Source organism: uncultured Nitrospira sp. (assembly GCA_902500695.1).
Lineage (GTDB): Bacteria > Nitrospirota > Nitrospiria > Nitrospirales > UBA8639 > Nitrospira_E.
Genome location: CABVRQ010000022.1, coordinates 32,712 through 50,931, shown reverse-complemented (window position 1 = coordinate 50,931; position 18,220 = coordinate 32,712). Strand labels below are relative to the sequence as shown.

Here is an 18,220-nt window from a genome sequence, read left to right as displayed (position 1 = left end):
TCCCATCCATTAGGATAAGGAAAATTTCACGGTTGGTAAAAAACTGGCTTTAAAATTTTCTTTTGATTGCAACTACACAACTAGAAGGGGAGGCAAGCGATGTTGAAGCCAATTCAAACTTTTTTAACTATCGCGGTGGTGATGGGATTGTTAGCCGGGTGCCAGTCTACGACAGGCCAAACAACAGGAGAATACGTTGATGATGCCACTGTTACAGCAAGCGTGAAAACCAAACTCGCCAATCAACAGACTTCTTCATTGTCAAGAATAGAGGTGGAAACCGTGAAGGGCGTCGTTCATCTTACGGGAGTAGCCAAAACCAATGCCGATAAAGCCGAAGCCGCTCGTTTGGCAAAGCAAGTAAAAGGCGTCAATAGGGTTGATAATGATCTGACAGTTCAACGTCAATAGTTCAAGCCATCATGGTCTCTACAGACCCGGCCTTGGCGCATGGGGAAATTTTCCGAGGTGCGGAAAAGGCAGAAAATCTCCCTTAAAGCAGGATTAACAAAAAATAGACTAAAAAGTTTTCTCACTTTGAAGGTTCTATCAGGGAGTGGACAACCACGGCGGGAATTGAAAACGGTATCTCAGCAAAAAAAATCCTGGATGTTTCGTGCCCTCGTCCTCACCTCGGGGATGCTGGCATTTGCCATTCTATTGGTGTGTTTAGCTTCATTTTTTGTTGATGAACCGTTGCGGGAGTATATCGAAACCAGCCTCAATAACAACCTCGAAGGGTATACGGTGAAATTAGAGGCCGTGAATTTTCATCCGTTGAATTTCTCGATTGACTTTAAAAATTTAACGTTAAAACAAGAAGCCAATCCTGACCCACCTCTTCTCATCATCCCATCCTGGAATGCCAGTATACAGTGGACAGAATTATTAAAAATGGGAATTGTCAGTGATCACGTCATTAAAAATGCTCAAGTCGTTTTTCTTTTGACCCAGGCCGAAAAAGAGGTGAAGGATAAAACAAACGTAGAAGACAAAGGTTGGCAAGAGGCCTTATATGCCTTGTACCCCGTCACCATTAATACCTTTCGAATTGAAGATAGTGTCATTTCTTATCGGGAACAACCCGATGCACCTCCCTTTGAACTAACAAATCTCCAATTGAACGTGGGAAATATACAGAATATCCGCTCTCCTGATGGGGAGTATCCATCAAACATTCATTTGGAAGGATCCATCAATAAATCCGGATTGGTGAGTATCTCGGGGAAAGCTAATTTTTTGGCCAGGCCGTTCCCGGGAGTATCCGTGGATTTTGATGTGAGCAATGTTCAACTCAAACCGTTTATTCCTTTAGCCTCCCTTCTCAATGTGGAAATTCATTCCGGAACGTTGAACGGGCGGGGACATGTCGAATATGCCCCTTGGATAAACATCGTTCAAATTGCGAAGTTAGAAATTGACAATCCACAAATTAATTATGTGCAGAAACAATTTCAAAAGAAAGCACAAAAAGCTAAGCAGGATTCCAAGCCAGGAGAAGAGGATGAATCAAAGAAATCCCAAGATCCGTTCAAGGTTTTGGTGGAATCGGCATCCGTAAAAAATGGCGAATTTGGATATAAGAACCAAACCACGAATCCCCCGTATAAGATATTTTTTAACCAGGTGGATCTCCAGATAACCGGGGTGGGCGCTCCAAAAATAACTCAGAAAGGGGATTTGAAGTTTTCTGGGAAATTTATGGGAAAGGGGAAAACCTCAATCGAAGGGGGATTCAGGCCGGAAGTCCAACATCCGGATTTTGATGTAAAAATGAAAATTGAAAAAACAGATATGACATCTTTGAACGATGTATTTAAAGCCTATGGAGGTTTGGATGTTAAGAACGGGGAATTTTCTTTGGTTTCCGAATTACATACTGATAAGGGCCGTGTTCAGGGTTATATTAAGCCCTTTTTTGAGAAACCTGAAATTTTCGATCTCTCTCAGGACAAAACCGATAATATTTTTCAACAATTTTATGAGGGTGTTGTCGGTGCTGTTGCTGCGATATTGGAAAATACTCCAAGGGATCAGGTGGGGACGAAAACAGAAATTACCGGTAATTTAAAAAACATTAAGATAGGGACATGGGAACTTATATGGAATCTCTTCAGAAATGCGTTTATTGAGGCCATGAAACCGACATTCGAAAGTTTAAAAAAAATTGGAAAGAATCAATAAGCCGGTTAATTAAAACCAGGGTACGAAATTCTTCTGTGTAACATTCAAGCGAGTTGGATCTGGCATGCTATAGGAGGCTGGGAATTTTGATGGGACGATGAATGATTCTCATCCCCGCTGTTCAATGAATATGGTATCCGGGGTTTTTAAAACACAAAGGAGGTGGAAAATGAACGTTAAACATTGTGTGTGGGGAGTGATTTTGATCGCATTGTTGGCGGTGACCGGGTGTAATACTATGGAAGGGGCCGGCGAGGATGTACAAAAAGCCGGGGAGGAAATTGAAAAAGCAGCGGATTAACCTTCGGTGTCCCTAAGTATGGCGGAATTCCTTATGCCGAGATTGGGGATTCCGCCTTCTTCTTTCGGTCCATTCTTTCCCCTTCCAAAGTCCACCAAACTGATTCAATCCTGCTTGAGAATTTGTCCGGGATACCTCCCACATTACCAGACCAACATTCGGAATCGAACAGGCATGCCCTCTGTATTGGGTTTAAAGAGAATTGTTTGGATAAAAAAGAGTGGGAGGAAAACCAATTTATCCGTTGGTGAACGAGGATTGTCTGGATAATAATGAATACAGAGTATGGCACTTTAATGATTAAGTATTTCACCCACAGGACAGGCCGTATGGTTTAGGGCTTCATGGTGGTGAGAGAACGTACTGTGGGTTGAGATGGATTGCGTTAGAAGAAGGAGCATGTCGGTTTGTTTGATGGGAGCGATGCCACCCAAGGATGAAAATTTATATGATGAAAAATCAGGACGAAGACCATATGGTTACGATGGTCAAGGTATGGTGCAGTTTGCGTTTTTAAAAAATGTCATCAAAAGGAGGTGGAAGAAGGGAAAATACGAGAAGTTGGCTTTAGAGACAATTTGAAAAATTTTAATGTTCACACAACATCTCAAGGAGAACGCCATGAATAAAGATCAATTCAAAGGAAATTGGAACCAGTTTAAAGGTGAAGTGAAAAAAAAGTGGGGAAAGTTTACGGACGATGAATTAACCCAAATCGAAGGAGATTACGATAAATTTAAGGGAAGGGCCCAAGAATTATATGGAGATCAAAAAGAAGAATTAAATAAATGGACTGAGGATTGGCAGAACAAAAACAAACCGGTTCGATAACGGCTAGGCAACCGGAGTGTGGACTTGTTGAATTGATGTCCCCAGGAGACGGCAGAGGTTGCTGCCGTCTTCTGGGAGGGATCAATGGCGAGATCATCTCTCCAAAATGCCAATCTTCAATTAATGAATTCCACTCCGATTAAAATTTTAACCATAGGAGGTTTCATGAAAGTCTCTTGGCATAGATCGTCCATGACAGGGCCCGCGGCATTTGCGGCTGTCTTGATTCTCAGTGCTCCTGTTTGGGCTTCAAATGGGTTGACCTATTCTTCTTATGAGAACCAGGATCAGCAGACTAATTATATTCATCAAGTGTATAACGAAGATCAGTTTGAAGGGAATTGGGAGCAAATGAAGGGTGCTCTTAAAGAACAATGGGGGGATTTTACTGACGACGATCTGATGGTCATTCAGGGGAAATCTCAACAGTTTGAAGGCAAACTTCAAGAGCGTTATGGAGATCGGAAAGAGGAAGTCAAAGCATGGGTCGATGAATGGATGGAAAAACATCCTTATGATGCCAAGGAGCAGAAACACTAAGACAGAAGGTTTATTGCTGCCTTCACTCACTTAAATCCGGCGAAATGGGATAACCCCTCCCATTTCGCCGACGATATTAGTCAACTTTCACCTCACCAGTGAGTGGGGTGGATTCAAAAGTAATACCGGTTTATTCATTCCTATCCCCGATGCCTACCCGGGCTGGAATTTGTCACGTACAATTTCTCCTATGAAACTTTTGGCATCTTTCGGATTGTTATGGGTTGATTGTCTGCCGAATAACGAATTTCCGCCTTATCCCCAACACCGATTGATTCATCGATCAGGGTCATCGAGTTCGCTTCAACGTGAATTTTCTTCCCTTCCTGGTCCTGAATGACATAGTTTTTGCCTTCAATCGATATCACTTCACCTGAAATGTTTCTTGGGGTTCCCGTTGTGGGAACCTCCTCTTGTGAAACGGTCGGCATATTGGATTCAGTAGGTGGTTGAATCGGGACGACTCCCGGAAGATTATTCGATTGAACAGGTGGTGTATTAACGGGTTCATGTTCTTCCTGGCACGCGACAACTCCGGACAATAATAGTGGCGCTATCCAAAGGATTCGCATAGAAGCTGAGCGTGGCTTTCCTGTGTATCGTTTCATGAGATTGTCCCCTTATTGGAAATAAATAGAGTTTCACTGTACGGTTGCCTGGTCTTATTGATGATGAGGATTTGAAGATAGAATCCCAAAATTCTGATGCATCAAAGTTGATTCGTTGAGCTTCCCCTAGAATCAATCGCGTGGGACACATGGCACCGTTCAATTTTCTTTCTTTTCATCCCTATCCCATCCACTGTAGGACAAGAATTCAAATTGGGAAACCCATCAAAACCCTGGGTTTATTTTTACTGTTAACTACCAGGGGGGAACAAACAGACGGGAAATTTAAAACGGGATGGTAAATCCACGATTGCCGATTCCGGCGTGGTGGTGGGAATCGTAGAGAACGAACCTCGTAAATCCGGCATTAACCTTTTGTCGGGGATGAGGTATTTTGGGATCAAAGCACGTTGTGGTCCTTTTCATGCTGATGACAGTCGATTCAGAACACGACGGATGAAGCCTTAAGGTTCGACCGCAGTATCTCTAGTTTAACCCTCGTTGTTATGGGCTCGCCCAAGGCCTGATCGGCACCGTCGAGATAGAATTTTTGGGTGACCCTTCGATCACTTTATCGCTATATACCAGATAAATGAATGTCTGACGTTTCTTGTCAAAAAATCGAACCACCTGCAATTTTTTAAAGATTAATGAACGACTCTCATGAAACACTTTTTCCCCTTCTTCAAGCTCGGCGACAATGCGAATGGGGCCGACCTGGCGGCAGGCAATTGAGGCATCTGAAGTGTCCTCAGCGACACCAACCATGCCCTTCAATCCCCCTGTCTTCGCTCGACTCAGGTGGCAGGTGACTCCTTCAATCTTTGGATCATCAAACGCTTCAATCACAATTTTGTGATCTGGGCCCAAAAAATTGAATTTGGTATCCACGCTTCCAATTTCTTCAGCATGAACCCCGGAAACCAGTAACGTGAAATAGATCAAAGGCATCAAGACAGCATTGGATTTCATTTATTCTCTCCTGTGAACGTTGACAGAATGGTTAACAGGGCAACATGTACGTATTCGCACTCTACGCTACTTGGGAACATAGCTAACACCGGACAATTCTTTTAACCTTCATAGAGAAGACCTAGTTCCTTTCCATGGAGGGACGAACCGTGTTGTGGTCCAGGTTGCAGGCTTCGATGAAGCGCACTTTATCACCTTGGAGACCTCTACGCCTCTTTATTCATTGCCCATGCCCGTTCAGTCTGTCTGGACCATATCTACCACAGGGGTTACCGGGCATTGGGATTCTGAGGAGATTGATCGGGCTTGGAGTAGAATTCCCATATCAGCAATTTCCACTTTTCTTCCTTCATGTCGGGCCATTCATTCTTATTGAATCCTGGAGCCTTTTCAAGATTTTTGGGCTGAATATCCAGAGTCAAATACTCGCGATCCGGTTGATGTGCAAGCGAGGCCCAGGGCACAGCAAAAAGCTTATCCCCCATACCTAAAAATCCTCCAAAGGATAAAACGGCATATCCGACTTCTCCGTTGCTCCCTATTACCAGTTCTTCAATCTGCCCAATGTCTTCGCCTTGCAGATTCTTGACGGATTTCCCAACCAGTTCGCTGACTTTGTAGGAATCCTGGTTTAAATTTGTCGCTAAAGCTTGGGATAAGGGTGTCACGAGCAGGATGGAACCAAAAAAAATAACTAAAAGCGAAACTGGCATATAGACCTCCATGCTGTTTTCTGTCGGCTGGTTCATTCCGGCAATCTTAATGAGATCCCCTTAGGAAGGCGGGGTACTTCCTTAAATATAAAGGCCTAACTCACTCTCTAACATAGATGAAATAGGGCGGTCTATCAGGACTTAGTCCACTCGTCATTCTTAAAGCATTTTCCCGGTCCCCAGGCATATAGAGCACGGAAGGAATATTAACTTGCAGAGTCAAGGGTTTTTGATAGTGGCCGATTCCACCGAATTCCGCTAAAAATCACCAGGTTTATTCTGTCAAGGAGGAGGCACAAATGATTTATCTTGTGACAGAGAATCAAAAATTTTCAGTAATGATGACAGGGCGACTGCGTAAAATGGGAAAAAGTGCGCTAGGAATTTCACAAACTGAAGAATTGTTGATCCGCCTTCGGCAGACTTCTCCGGATATCATCATCCTGGATGGTAATTGTCCTCATATCGATGCGCTGGAAATTTTGAAGGATTTGAAATCCCAAGGGTATAAAGGACAAACCATTGTGTTGGGAGGTCCATCTTCTGCCCCACTTGACCCTGAGATATCCCGATTTGGTGCTATTCAAACGGCCGGTCGTCCTCTGGCTGTCAATCGGGTTATGGGCGCAATCCGAATTGCGGGAGAACACTTACAGACTGACCGGGGTCGTTCATCCGGATCCAGGACAGGAACCAATCCTGGTATTCATGTCCCTTCTCTTTCCACGACGAACTGAGAACGAGACCTTTAATCACGTTGCAGAAATACTGATTAGCCAAAAGGAGAAATCCATTATGCCAAATACCAATGCTTCATTTTCCGCATTTTCTCGTGTAGATCAACTGAAACAGCAACTGGAAAAGTTAGAGAATCTCAGTCAGTCCCAGGTTGATAGCAAAGAATTGGACCAGTTTGATCGTGAGACTGAAGAGGTTTTGAAGCGTGTTGACGGAAGAGAAACCAAAATGGCCGCTTATAGTTTTGCCACCATGGCAGAGGCCGAAGCCTTAGTCAATCTTCCTGAGTCCGCTCAAGAGCCGACCTCCCGTGACCTTTTGCAAAAGTCTCTCCAGCAAAGACGACAGGTGTTATTAGGAATGGTCAGTGAAATGGAAAGTATGGAGGAAACAGAAGCTGAGGTCTTAACCGGAGAAGATCATGAAGGTCCTCCGCTGATGGGATGAATACAAAGAAGAATCTGAGTGGTCCCAAAAACGTAGTTAAATCGAATATAGCGTAGCCTTTCCTTCCTGATTATCATGCCGGTCTCGATTGAATACGCTTGTTCACACGTGGATTTTTTTGAACACACGAAAAAGGTACAGGAGTGAGGGAAGGACCACAATCATTCCTGCTACCAGCGCGAACAGGAGTAATTCCAGTGTTGAAGGAGGAGCTGAGGTATTATAGATGGTCAAATCGGGTTTTATGAGATAGGGATATTGCCCAAATCCCCATCCCCAGATAATAGCGGTGACATACCCGATGGCTGATGCCCGGGCGAGATGAAACCGATTCGTCCAAAGACCCGCCGTACTCGCTAGCATGCCCAATAGAGCCAGAATGAGAAACACCCATCCTGGTGAACTTTTTAACAATCCATGGCCAATTCCAGGAGCATAATTTTTGGTGAGGAGGAGGACCAGGATAGCCATCATGCCGGACGCCGCAAGGGACCACAGAGCTTTGCGGCGAAACAGCCGTCTGAGATTGGGAAGCGGGGTTTCATGAATCATATACGTGGATGCCAAAAAAGCAAAAAGCGTGATCGTCCAGATTCCCACTGCTAAAGGGAAGGGTTGAATCCATGGAAGCACAAACACTTCAACGAATCCCTCTTGATGGTTCTGAAGGTGGCTTGAGGCCACGGTGCCAAGAATGATGCCTAAGAACATCGCCGTGATCAGGCTGGAGAGACCGAAGAGCGTTCCCCAAAATCGATGGAGAGGAGACTGCTGGACATCATAACTGCGGAAGGCAAAAGCGGACCCTCTAAGCACAATGCCCGTGAGGAGTAGCGTTAAGGGAATGTGAAGTAATATTGACACTCTGGCATAAGCAAGGGGAAAGGCTGAAAACAGAAGCGTGACGACCAGAATCAGCCACACGTGGTTTGCTTCCCAAATCGGCCCGATAGCAGTCGTGATCAATTGACGTTGGGCATGCGCTTCCGGCCCCCTGGCCAGGAGATACCATATGCCGGCTCCATAATCCGCTCCGCCCAACAGGACATACAAGGTGAGGGACATGAGCATGAAACCGGCGAGAATGTCCTCAAGACCGGGCATGGGTCCCCCTTGAAGATGGACCACTCATTTCTCCTGTCTGTGGAAATACCGTAAGATGGCGATGTAAGAGCCACAGGACAATTCCAGCCAGTCCCAGATAGAGCAGGGTAAAAAAGATAAGAGGCACGGTCAGACCGGGCATGGGCGTGACAGCGTCGGTGGTGCGCATAATTCCCACGATGATCCAAGGCTGCCGACCGACTTCCGTCACCACCCAACCGGATTCAATTGCAATCAACCCTAAAGGCGCGCAACTCACAAGGCACCGAAGAAATCCACGAGATTTCCATGGACACTTCTGTCTCCATATCTTCCATAATCCCCACACACTCATAGCCATGAGGATAAACCCTGATGCGATCATGATTTGAAACGCGAGATGGACAATCACGAGCGGAGGCCAATCCTGGCGAGGAAAATCCATCAATCCCGGGACCGATGCCATGGGATCACCATGGAGTAAGAGGCTGAGCCCATAGGGAATTTCAATTCCGTAGGAGACCGTTGCGGTAGAGACATCGGGAATGCCCCCAATCCAAAATGAAGCTCCCGACGTGGTATGAAAATGCCCTTCGAGGGCTGCCAATTTAATCGGGCTGAAGGTTGCCACTGCCCGTGCGAGTAAGTCTCCACTCAGAGGTTGGAGGAGGGCCGCGAATCCCCCTGTGATCAGGGCTATTCGGAGAGCCTCTTGGTGAAAGGGATTTTCCGGTTGTCGAAGTAAGAAAAACGCATGAATACCTGCCACAAGGAATCCAACTGCGACAAATGCCGCCAGAATCATGTGATGCGATTCGTGAAGCCCAATCGGGTTGGTAAATGTGGCAAGCGGGGCAATCTGGAGGGGCTGTCCATCGAGTAGCTGAAACCCCACAGGGTGGTTCATCCAACCATTGGCCAGCACGACAAAAAAAGCGGATAGGACCCCACTCACCGTCACGATCACTCCGGACATCAGATGCAGATAAGGAGGGATTTTATTCCACCCATAGAGATAGACTCCCAAAAAAATGGCTTCCGTGAAGAATGCAAACCCTTCTAAAGAGAACAGGAGACCGATAATCGGCCCGGCCCAAGCCATAAAATTCGGCCATAGCAGTCCGAGTTCAAATGAAAGCACTGTGCCGGACACGGCGCCAATGGCAAAAAGAATTGCGGTTCCCTTTGCCCATCGTGTGGCCAATTCACGGAAGATTTCATGGCCGGTGCGAATATATCGCCATTCTGCAATGACCATGAGGAACGGCATCGCCATGCCTGCCACGGCGAATATGATATGAAAACCAAGTGAAATCGCCATGAGAAGGCGCGCAGCCAGAAGGTTTTCAATCATCATAGGGTTCCGCTCATCAATATGGTTCTAAGTCGTCTCTCCAATTTCTTTCTGGTCAAAGATTTTTGGGAAAGCCGATATTTGATCGATCCTGGAGCCAGGTCAGGTAAGCGACTGTGTTGAACTCTCACTTCGAGGACAATGGTGGGCTCTGGCCTGTTTGAGGGCATGGGCATACCATTCCAGTTCTTCAAAAAACTCTCGGGCTTTCTGGTGAAACTTTTGATCAGTGGGCGTGCCGTCTTCCTGAAAGGCGTCCTGGACATGGGGGATGGGGAACAAAGAAGGAATACTCGACATCCCCAATTCGGCCAACATGGCCCTGAGGGTCATTGCGGCACGGACTCCGCCGAAAGCCCCTGCTGAATAGCACACGATGGCGGAAGGTTTTTGGAAATATTCCTCAAGAAAGTGATCTAATACATTCGAAAGGGCAGGAGGAATGGTGTGGTTGTATTCGCCCGACACTATGATGTAACCGTCAGCCGGAATAATCAGATCAGCCACTCGTTGCAGGTATTGGGGGGCCTCTCCACGTGCGTACTCCTTAAACATCTTATCCAAGAAGGGAATTGGGTAAAGGAGAGGATCGATGAGTGTCGCGGTATGCCCACGAGTTTGGCAGGTTTTCAGCATAAACCGGGCGGCCTTGATGCCCTGGCGCTCAGCCCTCACCGACCCATACATTATGGCCAAATTTAGTGGCATGGCGAAGTGACTCTTAACGAATGAATTTTGCCGGATACACTCTTGGTTATGAATGAAAAATTTATATTCTTTAAAATTATGAATTTTCGTAAGTATAAACGGTGTATTTCTCCATAGGGTGTGGACAAATCTCAAATGAGCCTTCAAAAAAGGTCTATTGAGCGGCGGGATGAACCAATCCTAACCTATCTATTATCATCCAATGGTGGGGTCAGGGAAAAAGCCGGAATCCTAACAGGTCATTTCGGCTAACCTCCCGGTTTGAGAAGAGAGGCGATGGAGAGAACCGGAAGGGGAAAAAGTAAATGATATCCAATTGGATTGACATATCAATGCCACTATATCCCGGGATGGTTCAAAGGCCCGAAGACCCACCTTTTCAGATGGAACCGGTAGCGAACAAGAAGGATGAAGAAAATGTTCTTGCCTTTCGAATATCAATGAGTTCACATGCCGGGACACACATTGGCGCACCAATGAAATATGGAAGTTTTTCCGAAGATCATGAACAAACAGGGTTTTCAGCGACCATAGGTCTGGCCAAAGTGATTGAGATCCAGGACAGAAATTCTGTGAAAGCGGAAGAACTGAAAAAACACCGGATCTATCCTCATGATCGGATTCTCCTGAAAACACGGAATTCCGCCCCGGACTGGTCATCTGATCGTCCCCAGGAAGACACCGTCTATCTCGATCGAACTGGCGCAGCATGGCTGGTGGAACGGCGGGTGAGCACCGTCGGAATTGACGCTCTTTTTGTTGGAGGGAAACAAAACATTGGGAAAGAGACTCATCGCATGCTTATGCAAGCCGGGATAGTGATTATTGAGGGACTCGAATTTTCTCAAGTGAAACCCGGGGAGTATATGCTCATCTGTTTACCATTAAAAATTCCAAACGGAGATGGTGCTCCGGCCAGGGCCATTCTTCAACCTGTCAGATAATGGGGGAACGTTTCCAAGGTGGCTAATGTTCATCCGTTAGGCATACAATCCATGAAAGCTGGAGGGTCTATTAAGGATTCGGACGGGTCCTGTGACATCTATCTGAGTGCGGCGCTCACCCATCCCTATCCTAATTTGGTCTGCTTCGATGTCCGAATTACACCAGAACGAAACCACAGAATTCGAACCTGACGGTTCTCCCGATTCACTTTCATCCAAATCCCAACCTGACAATCTCTCCCAAGTATTTCAAGGGCCGATTAATATCCGGTCCATTGCTCTGACCGGACTGTTTCTGTATTCCTCACTCATGGTGATGTATGTGGCGAAAGCCATCATGCTTCCTGTGTTCGTGGCGTTATTTCTAAATCTTTTGTTCGCGCCTCTTGTGCGGGGTTTTGGGAAAATATACATTCCCCCGCCACTTGCGGCTGGGGGGATTCTTCTGGTTTTGATCAGTACCCTGACCTTTGGAATTGTTCAGCTGTCCACTCCTGCCTCTCTGTGGCTGGATCGCGCGCCGGAAGCCTTCCAGCAGGTAGAACGGAAAATTCGCACTGTTAAAAGTTCTGTATTGGAAATGGGGAAAGCCACTCAAGCCCTGGAGCATATGACCAATCTTTCCCAATCCCGAAAAGCGCAAAAAGTCGAAGTGAAAACCAGTAGTTTGGGAGGACTTCTGATCGATTGGACGACGGAATTCATTTTCGGTCTGGTCTCAACCATGATCCTCTTATATTTTTTTATGGCGTCCGGTGATTTATTTTTGGAAAAACTGGTAAAAGTCCTCCCCCGATTTTCAGATAAGCGACGAGCAGTGGAAATTGTCCGTGGAATAGAAGGCAATATCTCCAGTTACCTGGTCACCGTCACCAGCGTGAATGTCGGACTCGCGCTGGTGACAAGTCTGGCCATGGACCTTCTCGGTATGCCGAACCCGTTCTTATGGGGAGCCATGGCAGGGGTGTTGAATTTTATTCCTTATGTGGGAAGCATTATTGGTTTAGGCGCCGTGACCTTGGCCGCCGCCATCACCTTTGATCACCTGAATATGGTGGCCTTGGTGTTTGGAACGTATTTATCTCTAACCGCTATAGAAGGAAATTTTATTACCCCATATTTGCTGGGACGGAAATTAACATTAAATCCCGTGGTGATTTTAGTGAGTGTCTTGTTTTGGGGCTGGTTATGGGGGGCCGTGGGGGCGCTCCTCGCTGTCCCCTTTGTCGCATCGGTGAAAATCATTTGCGATCAAATCGAGCCACTCAACTCCATTGGAGAATTTTTAAGTCGCTAAGTCTCTATTCTTCAGGGCCAGTGTCCTTTCTGGTTGGGTTAGGGCACGATAGATAATTTTATTAATCGATAGCACGGTGAGGCGCTTATGCCGGCTTGGGTTTCAAATTGGCTGAATAAACTTCGTTCGAGTCTCTGGCTCATCCCGACTTGTATGGCCATTGCCGCCATTTTTCTCTCGCTGGCCGTGCCGTATTTGGACGCATTCTATTCTCCAAAGAACATTGATTCCCTTCAGTGGCTTAGCAATATGGGCCCGGAAGGAGCGATGACTCTCCTTTCGACCATTGCCGGTTCCATGATTACCATTGCCGGTGTGGTGTTTTCCATCACGATTGTCGCTCTCACCCTGGCTTCCGGACAATTCGGTCCACGGCTGCTTGGTAACTTCTTGCGGGATCGAGGTAACCAAATTGTATTGGGAACGTTTGTGGCAACATTTCTCTATTGCCTGCTCGTTTTGCGAACCATCCATGTGGATCCTGATGGCTATACCCCCTACTGGGGAACCTTGGTTGGCCTCCTTTTGGCTGTATGCAGCCTAGGGGTCTTAATTTATTTCATGCATCATATTGCGGTTTCCATACAGGCTCCGAATTTGATCGCTTCGGTCTATGAAGAACTGGAAGAAGATCTGACCAGACTTTTTCCCGAGCAGTTAGGAACGGAAGAAGAAAAGAAAGGGAACCGGAAGGAGACCAATATTCCTCAATTGCTGGACAGGATAGAAAGAGATGGGCTTGAAATTAAGGCTGAAATCGGAGGGTATCTTCAGGCGGTTGAAAATAATGCACTGTTGGAAATCGCCCGTGAACAGAATTTAGTGGTATTCCTTCATTATCGGCCGGGCCATTTTATCACGAAAGGGGCGTCCTTAGCTAAAATCATAGTCCTTGGCCCAATGGCAGATTTCGTATCCCACTCCATCAATAAGCAAATGATCTGTGGAGCCCACCGAACCCAGGAACAGGATATTGAGTTTTCGGTACTTCAACTTGTTGAGGTGGCCGTGCGGGCGCTTTCACCTGGAATAAATGATCCATTCACGTGCATTAATTGTATTGACCACCTTAGTGCGATTTTATGCCAGCTTTGCCAACGAAGTTTTCCTTCTCCCTTCCGATATGACAGTGAGGGGATTCTTCGGGTTATTGCCCCATCTGTCACCTTCGAAGGAGTGTTAAATGCGGCGTTTAATCAAATCCGACAACATGGAAAAGATAATGTGGCAGTTATCATCTGTCTGTTGGAAGGCCTAGGACGAATTGGCGAAACTGTGAGACGACATGAGGACCGTGAAGCGCTCCATCGTCATGTGGAAATGCTCCAGCGAGGGAGCCGGGAATCCATCAAGGGAAAAAATGATTTGGAGGCCGTGGAGGATCGATGTCGCCAGGTCATGTCCTCGTTAAGTAATGGGAAAAACCGTAGCTTCCTTTTGATGGAAAAGTTGTCGAAAATCCTTCCCTAACTGTGTTTTTCACTCTAGCTCACGAACCGTTAATTGAGTTCCTTTAATCCGTCCGCCTCCTTCCCTCGTCGATAAAAACCTTCGGATTTTCAGGCATGGTCTGTCTGTACAGTTTGAATAATGGATTGGGAAATTCTCCCTCCTTTATCACACAGAACATGTAATTACCGTTCAAGCTTGTTCTGCGTCAGTTTTTTGACTTTTCAAGGACGGCGATAAAATTTTTGTACATTGTCTTGGGAACCTCTGAAAGCGGTTAATAAAGATCACATGGAACAGAAATTATGTTTTATCGATATCAGGCTGATCCATTACTGAAAAACATTAACTTAAAAGGAAAATTATGTTGAAAACGTTATTGGAAATGCGAGGCTATCAATTGCGAGCCGTCGATAGAGACCTCGGGAGCGTGGATGATTTTTATTTTGACGACCGGTTGTGGAAAATCCGTTATCTCGTGGTGGATACAGGAAACTGGCTCCCGGGAAGAAATGTCCTTATCGCACAAGAAGCCCTGGAACGGTCGGATGGGGAAGATGAGGTGTTTCCCGTGAAGCTCACATCCGCAGAAATCGAAGATAGCCCCGGAATAGAATCCGACTTGCCTTTTTCCCTCCAAAAAGAAAAAGAATTACGACTGTTTTTCAAATGGAGAGAATATTGGGACGAGGATGTTTTCATCCAGCCTGCCGGGTTCACACCGATGAGCGTCCCCGGGGGAGAAGCCACTGAACTTTCCCTCAAGGACGGAATGAAATCGTCTGCCAAATTGAATGGAAATCCACATTTGCGGTCCGCCAATGAAATTCAAGGATATTACATCAGAGCCCTGGACGGAGAGATTGGCCATGTGGATGACTTTATCGTGGAGGATACAACATGGGCTATTCGATATTTGGTTGTCGATACTCATAATTGGTTGCCAGGGAAAAAGGTTCTTATATCTTACAAGTGGGTCAACTCCATTGATTGGAATAAACAAACGGTTGAGGTTGCCATGACTCGAGAAACGATCGAGGGAAGTCCCGAGTATGACCCGAACAAACCCATAAATAGAGAGTATGAAGTTCGTATGTATGATTTTTATGGAAAGCCCCACGATTGGGAATAGCTTGGGAGGTATTTATCCGGCAAGAAAGGGGATTCATTGTTCATTCCGAAAAAAGTTCGTCCATCAATAGGCCATTACGAAGCAAAATGAGAAAGGAAAATCATCAATGATATCTAGTGCAAAAACTATGATGCTAATGTTGTGTTTTTTAGGATCGCTATTTTTCATGATGGGATGCGAGCAGGAGGGGCCTGCCGAAAAAGCGGGGAAAAGTGTAGACGAAACGACGGAGAAAGCAGGGGAGCAGCTTGAACGGGCTGGCGAAAATCTTCAAGATTCTGCCAACTAATTCTCAGGACGTTCATATGGGATAGAAGGGATGAGCCCTAGAGTCGTTCTGATCTGGCGCACCAATCAAGAAAGGTTCCCCAAAATGTACAATGCCGACCAGGTTTTGTCCATTGCAAGAGATCTCATGCCCACGTAAAAATTATTAGAATGGTCGAAGGGAAAGTTTTACCTGTTATTCAAAATTGACAAGGAGGGACTATGCCTACTGCAAATGCCAAACAATGTGCTCATCCTTCGTGTTCTTGTGAGGCTTCTCCTGGGAAAGAATTTTGTTCAGACAGCTGTCGTTCTTCCGATTCTGCCAAAGCCGGACAATGTCAATGTGGGCATTCCTGCTGCGGAGGGAAAAAATAGGTGTTCGGGAGAAAGAGTGAGAAAGAAAGGTAGTCCGAGAACAATTAAAGAAACCAGGACAGATGACAACCGTTGTCGCCACGAATTGTTTATTGGGTCTCTTAGAAAAATAAATATGAAGGAGGTAAACATGAAGAATCCCAAACAAGATATTCAGTGGTTTTTGAATATACCAATAATGATGGTTTTCTTTGTCCTGCTGATGATTCCGGGATTATCTTTCGGTAGCGATCTCACAGGGCATGCTCCTCAAAATGACGGTTCGGCAACATCTCAAATACAGGAAGATCATCAATTAGATAAGGGTCATCGCTATGTTGAGGGTGTGGTCGAGGAAGTGAATGAAAACACCATACGGGTCAATGCGGGAGAGGCTGGTGGGCTGTCCCCTCGGTACCTGAATTTGAGTAATTCCCAGGGGAAGGAAAGTTTGGAAATTGGAGACAAGGTTCAGATCGAAGTCAATGCTCAAAATAAGGTGGTGAAGTTTCAATTAAGTAATAAAGATGGAAAGAACCATTAATTGGCAGCCGTCGCCTGGAAGATGAACAATTTATTTCAACTCTTCCTGAAGGGAATAAAGGAGAAAGACCTATGTTAAGTTGGGCCATTACATTTTTAGTTATTGCGCTTATTGCCGGAGTGGTCGGATTGTCCGGCGTGGCTGGAACAGCTACCAATATTGCCTGGATTCTATTTGTAGTGTTTTTGATTATATTCGTGTTCAGTTTTATCACAGGGAGAAGACCCCCAGCGTAGTTGTGGAGACAGCGAAATGGATAGACCTCAATGTCATAATTAAATGAGTTTGGAACTACCACGTGCTTATGGCATTCATCGTGAGAGGAGGCTGAGTAATTGAAGGAAAAGAAAAGATTAAAACATTCTTCCCCAAAGCAACTCCAAGAGGGCATTGAGCTTGGGGCTGTGACAAAAGAATATAAGGCTGATCCCAAACAAGTGATTAAAGAGCTCAATGAACTGCGATCAACCGAAATTGCCAGTTATCTTCAATATAAACAGCATGCCTATATGGCCGTATCTTTGTTTTCCCCAGGATTTAAAGCAGAGTTTAATGCGCATGCCTTGCAAGAATTAGAGCATGCGGACTTGTTGGCTGAACGAATTCAACAGATTGGCGGCGTTCCCATTTTCGATCCGGAAGAAATTGCGGAAAAGGCACGACAGGCCGGTGTGAAACCCAAACAAGGGAGCACCATGGCGGAAATGATCGGGCAAGATCTGACCCTGGAACGCCAGCAGATTGAGCGCTATTCAGTCCTGGCTCGGAAAATTCAGGGTACGGATCCTGTGACCTGGCTGCTGGTCGTGCAAATTCTGGCACAGACGGAAAAACATGCGGCGGAATTAGCTGATTTTCTCTCACGCGAAGCCGATATCCGCTAATCCTGCTTAGACCGTCAAAAGGAGAATAGGAAAAGCGAGGAGAAGAAAACCGGAAAATAATAATTCGGTGTTCTCTTCGGGCAGGCGTCCGGGAATAAATTTTAATTCCGGCCGGTGGCCAGGGGCTTAATGAGGAAGGGTATATTAGTGAGCTATATTCCAGTAGGCGCTGACTGAACGCGGGGTTGCAGGAAAGGTGGAATACCTCGGCCGAAAGCTCGCTGAACCATTCCGAACAGCTCCATAAAACTGGACTAATGAACCCCGAAGAAGTAGGACACTACTTCGCATGGTAAAGAAACACTCTTCTTGTCTTTAACCCGGAACATTAATGATCCGACTTATGCGTTTATATGGCAACACAGGCATAACTGAACCTAATCCTGAGATACCACACCGTCCATCTATGCGTTGACCTGCAACCTATGTTTGCTGAACTCACAAAATTGCAGACAATAGGGGCGGATAAAATACAGCCACAAGTCTTGTCTTTATCAGAAAAGCCATCCTGAGCAAACGGGATTTACAAGGTTTATTCCGGTTGAGGAGTTCGATCAGGGCCACGGCATTTGGAAGAAATATTACGAGCACTGGGAGGGCTAGACCCTTGCCAAGCTCGATAATGGATTAGTCGATCTAAATACACGAACTGGGTAGATCCACTCCTCCCGCAGAAGTGATCGATAAACAGTTTTATGGTCCTTGGGTTGAAACAGATCTCCATCAGCGTTTTCAACAGCGGGAATTAACGCGTAGATTATTTCGTGCGGCGAAATTGACATTTGTGCTTGCGACTGTGTTGGGAGAAGTGGAATTTGGGTACCGCATTATTGTCGCGTCTGACGCTCTTTGCAGCATGGTCGGCAA

General features: G+C 45.9%; 22 protein-coding genes. 16 read left to right on the top strand and 6 right to left on the bottom strand.

Annotated features, from left to right (window positions below; genetic code table 11):
• The first annotated feature begins 99 nt into the window (after positions 1 to 99).
• The 6 genes from AAH187_RS07985 to AAH187_RS07960 all read left to right on the top strand — a co-directional run bounded on the left by AAH187_RS07985 (position 100) and on the right by AAH187_RS07960 (position 3,856).
• Positions 100 to 411, top strand: coding sequence for a BON domain-containing protein (locus tag AAH187_RS07985; protein ID WP_342347919.1), 312 nt, complete (start codon positions 100 to 102; stop codon positions 409 to 411).
• A 126-nt stretch (positions 412 to 537) separates the two neighbouring features.
• Complete coding sequence (locus tag AAH187_RS07980) at positions 538 to 2,184, top strand: DUF748 domain-containing protein (protein ID WP_342347918.1); 1,647 nt, start codon at positions 538 to 540, stop codon at positions 2,182 to 2,184.
• Between the two features lie 169 nt (positions 2,185 to 2,353).
• Positions 2,354 to 2,485 carry an entericidin A/B family lipoprotein gene (locus AAH187_RS07975; protein ID WP_342347917.1) on the top strand — a complete coding sequence of 44 codons (132 nt, stop codon included), beginning with the start codon at positions 2,354 to 2,356 and terminating at the stop codon, positions 2,483 to 2,485.
• A gap of 399 nt (positions 2,486 to 2,884) precedes the next feature.
• A complete protein-coding gene (locus AAH187_RS07970) occupies positions 2,885 to 3,067 on the top strand; it encodes a hypothetical protein (RefSeq protein WP_342347916.1) in 183 nt (60 codons plus the stop codon).
• A gap of 39 nt (positions 3,068 to 3,106) precedes the next feature.
• Complete coding sequence (locus AAH187_RS07965) at positions 3,107 to 3,316, top strand: CsbD family protein (RefSeq protein ID WP_342347915.1); 210 nt, start codon at positions 3,107 to 3,109, stop codon at positions 3,314 to 3,316.
• Positions 3,317 to 3,481: 165 nt separating this feature from the next.
• Positions 3,482 to 3,856, top strand: coding sequence for a CsbD family protein (locus AAH187_RS07960; RefSeq protein ID WP_342347914.1), 375 nt, complete (start codon positions 3,482 to 3,484; stop codon positions 3,854 to 3,856).
• A 188-nt stretch (positions 3,857 to 4,044) separates the two neighbouring features.
• Here AAH187_RS07960 and AAH187_RS07955 read toward each other — a convergent pair whose 3' ends face one another.
• From AAH187_RS07955 to AAH187_RS07945, 3 genes are all read right to left on the bottom strand, one after another.
• A complete protein-coding gene (locus AAH187_RS07955; protein WP_342347913.1) occupies positions 4,045 to 4,464 on the bottom strand; it encodes a hypothetical protein in 420 nt (139 codons plus the stop codon).
• A 504-nt stretch (positions 4,465 to 4,968) separates the two neighbouring features.
• A complete protein-coding gene (locus AAH187_RS07950) occupies positions 4,969 to 5,436 on the bottom strand; it encodes a CreA family protein (RefSeq protein ID WP_342347912.1) in 468 nt (155 codons plus the stop codon).
• 269 nt (positions 5,437 to 5,705) lie between these two features.
• On the bottom strand, positions 5,706 to 6,149 hold the full coding sequence (locus AAH187_RS07945) for a PRC-barrel domain-containing protein (protein ID WP_342347911.1): 444 nt from the start codon (positions 6,147 to 6,149) through the stop codon (positions 5,706 to 5,708).
• Between the two features lie 299 nt (positions 6,150 to 6,448).
• On the opposite strand from AAH187_RS07945, the gene AAH187_RS07940 reads away from it, so the two are divergent.
• Together AAH187_RS07940 and AAH187_RS07935 are read left to right on the top strand one after the other, a co-directional pair.
• The gene (locus AAH187_RS07940) at positions 6,449 to 6,886 is read left to right on the top strand and encodes a hypothetical protein (protein ID WP_342347910.1); all 438 of its coding nucleotides are present in this window, start codon (positions 6,449 to 6,451) and stop codon (positions 6,884 to 6,886) included.
• A gap of 58 nt (positions 6,887 to 6,944) precedes the next feature.
• On the top strand, positions 6,945 to 7,334 hold the full coding sequence (locus tag AAH187_RS07935; RefSeq protein ID WP_342347909.1) for a hypothetical protein: 390 nt from the start codon (positions 6,945 to 6,947) through the stop codon (positions 7,332 to 7,334).
• Positions 7,335 to 7,436: 102 nt separating this feature from the next.
• On the opposite strand, the gene AAH187_RS07930 is transcribed toward AAH187_RS07935, so the two are convergent.
• The 3 genes from AAH187_RS07930 to AAH187_RS07920 form a co-directional block, all read right to left on the bottom strand.
• A complete protein-coding gene (locus tag AAH187_RS07930) occupies positions 7,437 to 8,462 on the bottom strand; it encodes a cytochrome d ubiquinol oxidase subunit II (RefSeq protein WP_342347908.1) in 1,026 nt (341 codons plus the stop codon).
• Entirely contained in the window at positions 8,425 to 9,774 is a 1,350-nt protein-coding gene (locus AAH187_RS07925) for a cytochrome ubiquinol oxidase subunit I (protein WP_342347907.1), read from the bottom strand. Before AAH187_RS07925 ends, AAH187_RS07930 begins: the two co-directional genes overlap by 38 nt.
• A gap of 99 nt (positions 9,775 to 9,873) precedes the next feature.
• On the bottom strand, positions 9,874 to 10,479 hold the full coding sequence (locus AAH187_RS07920) for an NAD(P)H-dependent oxidoreductase (protein ID WP_342347906.1): 606 nt from the start codon (positions 10,477 to 10,479) through the stop codon (positions 9,874 to 9,876).
• A gap of 305 nt (positions 10,480 to 10,784) precedes the next feature.
• Here AAH187_RS07920 and AAH187_RS07915 point away from each other — a divergent pair, with 305 nt between their 5' ends.
• From AAH187_RS07915 to AAH187_RS07880, 8 genes are all read left to right on the top strand, one after another.
• A complete protein-coding gene (locus AAH187_RS07915; protein WP_342347905.1) occupies positions 10,785 to 11,423 on the top strand; it encodes a cyclase family protein in 639 nt (212 codons plus the stop codon).
• A 148-nt stretch (positions 11,424 to 11,571) separates the two neighbouring features.
• The gene (locus AAH187_RS07910; protein WP_342347904.1) at positions 11,572 to 12,720 is read left to right on the top strand and encodes an AI-2E family transporter; all 1,149 of its coding nucleotides are present in this window, start codon (positions 11,572 to 11,574) and stop codon (positions 12,718 to 12,720) included.
• Positions 12,721 to 12,807: 87 nt separating this feature from the next.
• Entirely contained in the window at positions 12,808 to 14,190 is a 1,383-nt protein-coding gene (locus AAH187_RS07905) for a DUF2254 domain-containing protein (RefSeq protein ID WP_342347903.1), read from the top strand.
• A 343-nt stretch (positions 14,191 to 14,533) separates the two neighbouring features.
• On the top strand, positions 14,534 to 15,301 hold the full coding sequence (locus AAH187_RS07900; RefSeq protein ID WP_342347902.1) for a PRC-barrel domain-containing protein: 768 nt from the start codon (positions 14,534 to 14,536) through the stop codon (positions 15,299 to 15,301).
• Between the two features lie 106 nt (positions 15,302 to 15,407).
• The gene (locus AAH187_RS07895) at positions 15,408 to 15,590 is read left to right on the top strand and encodes a hypothetical protein (protein ID WP_342347901.1); all 183 of its coding nucleotides are present in this window, start codon (positions 15,408 to 15,410) and stop codon (positions 15,588 to 15,590) included.
• Positions 15,591 to 16,076: 486 nt separating this feature from the next.
• Positions 16,077 to 16,469: a hypothetical protein gene (locus AAH187_RS07890; RefSeq protein WP_342347900.1), complete on the top strand. Its 393-nt coding sequence runs from the start codon at positions 16,077 to 16,079 to the stop codon at positions 16,467 to 16,469.
• Positions 16,470 to 16,540: 71 nt separating this feature from the next.
• Positions 16,541 to 16,705: a DUF1328 domain-containing protein gene (locus tag AAH187_RS07885; RefSeq protein ID WP_342347899.1), complete on the top strand. Its 165-nt coding sequence runs from the start codon at positions 16,541 to 16,543 to the stop codon at positions 16,703 to 16,705.
• Between the two features lie 99 nt (positions 16,706 to 16,804).
• Positions 16,805 to 17,353, top strand: coding sequence for a ferritin-like domain-containing protein (locus AAH187_RS07880; RefSeq protein ID WP_342347898.1), 549 nt, complete (start codon positions 16,805 to 16,807; stop codon positions 17,351 to 17,353).
• The last annotated feature ends 867 nt before the right edge of the window (positions 17,354 to 18,220 follow it).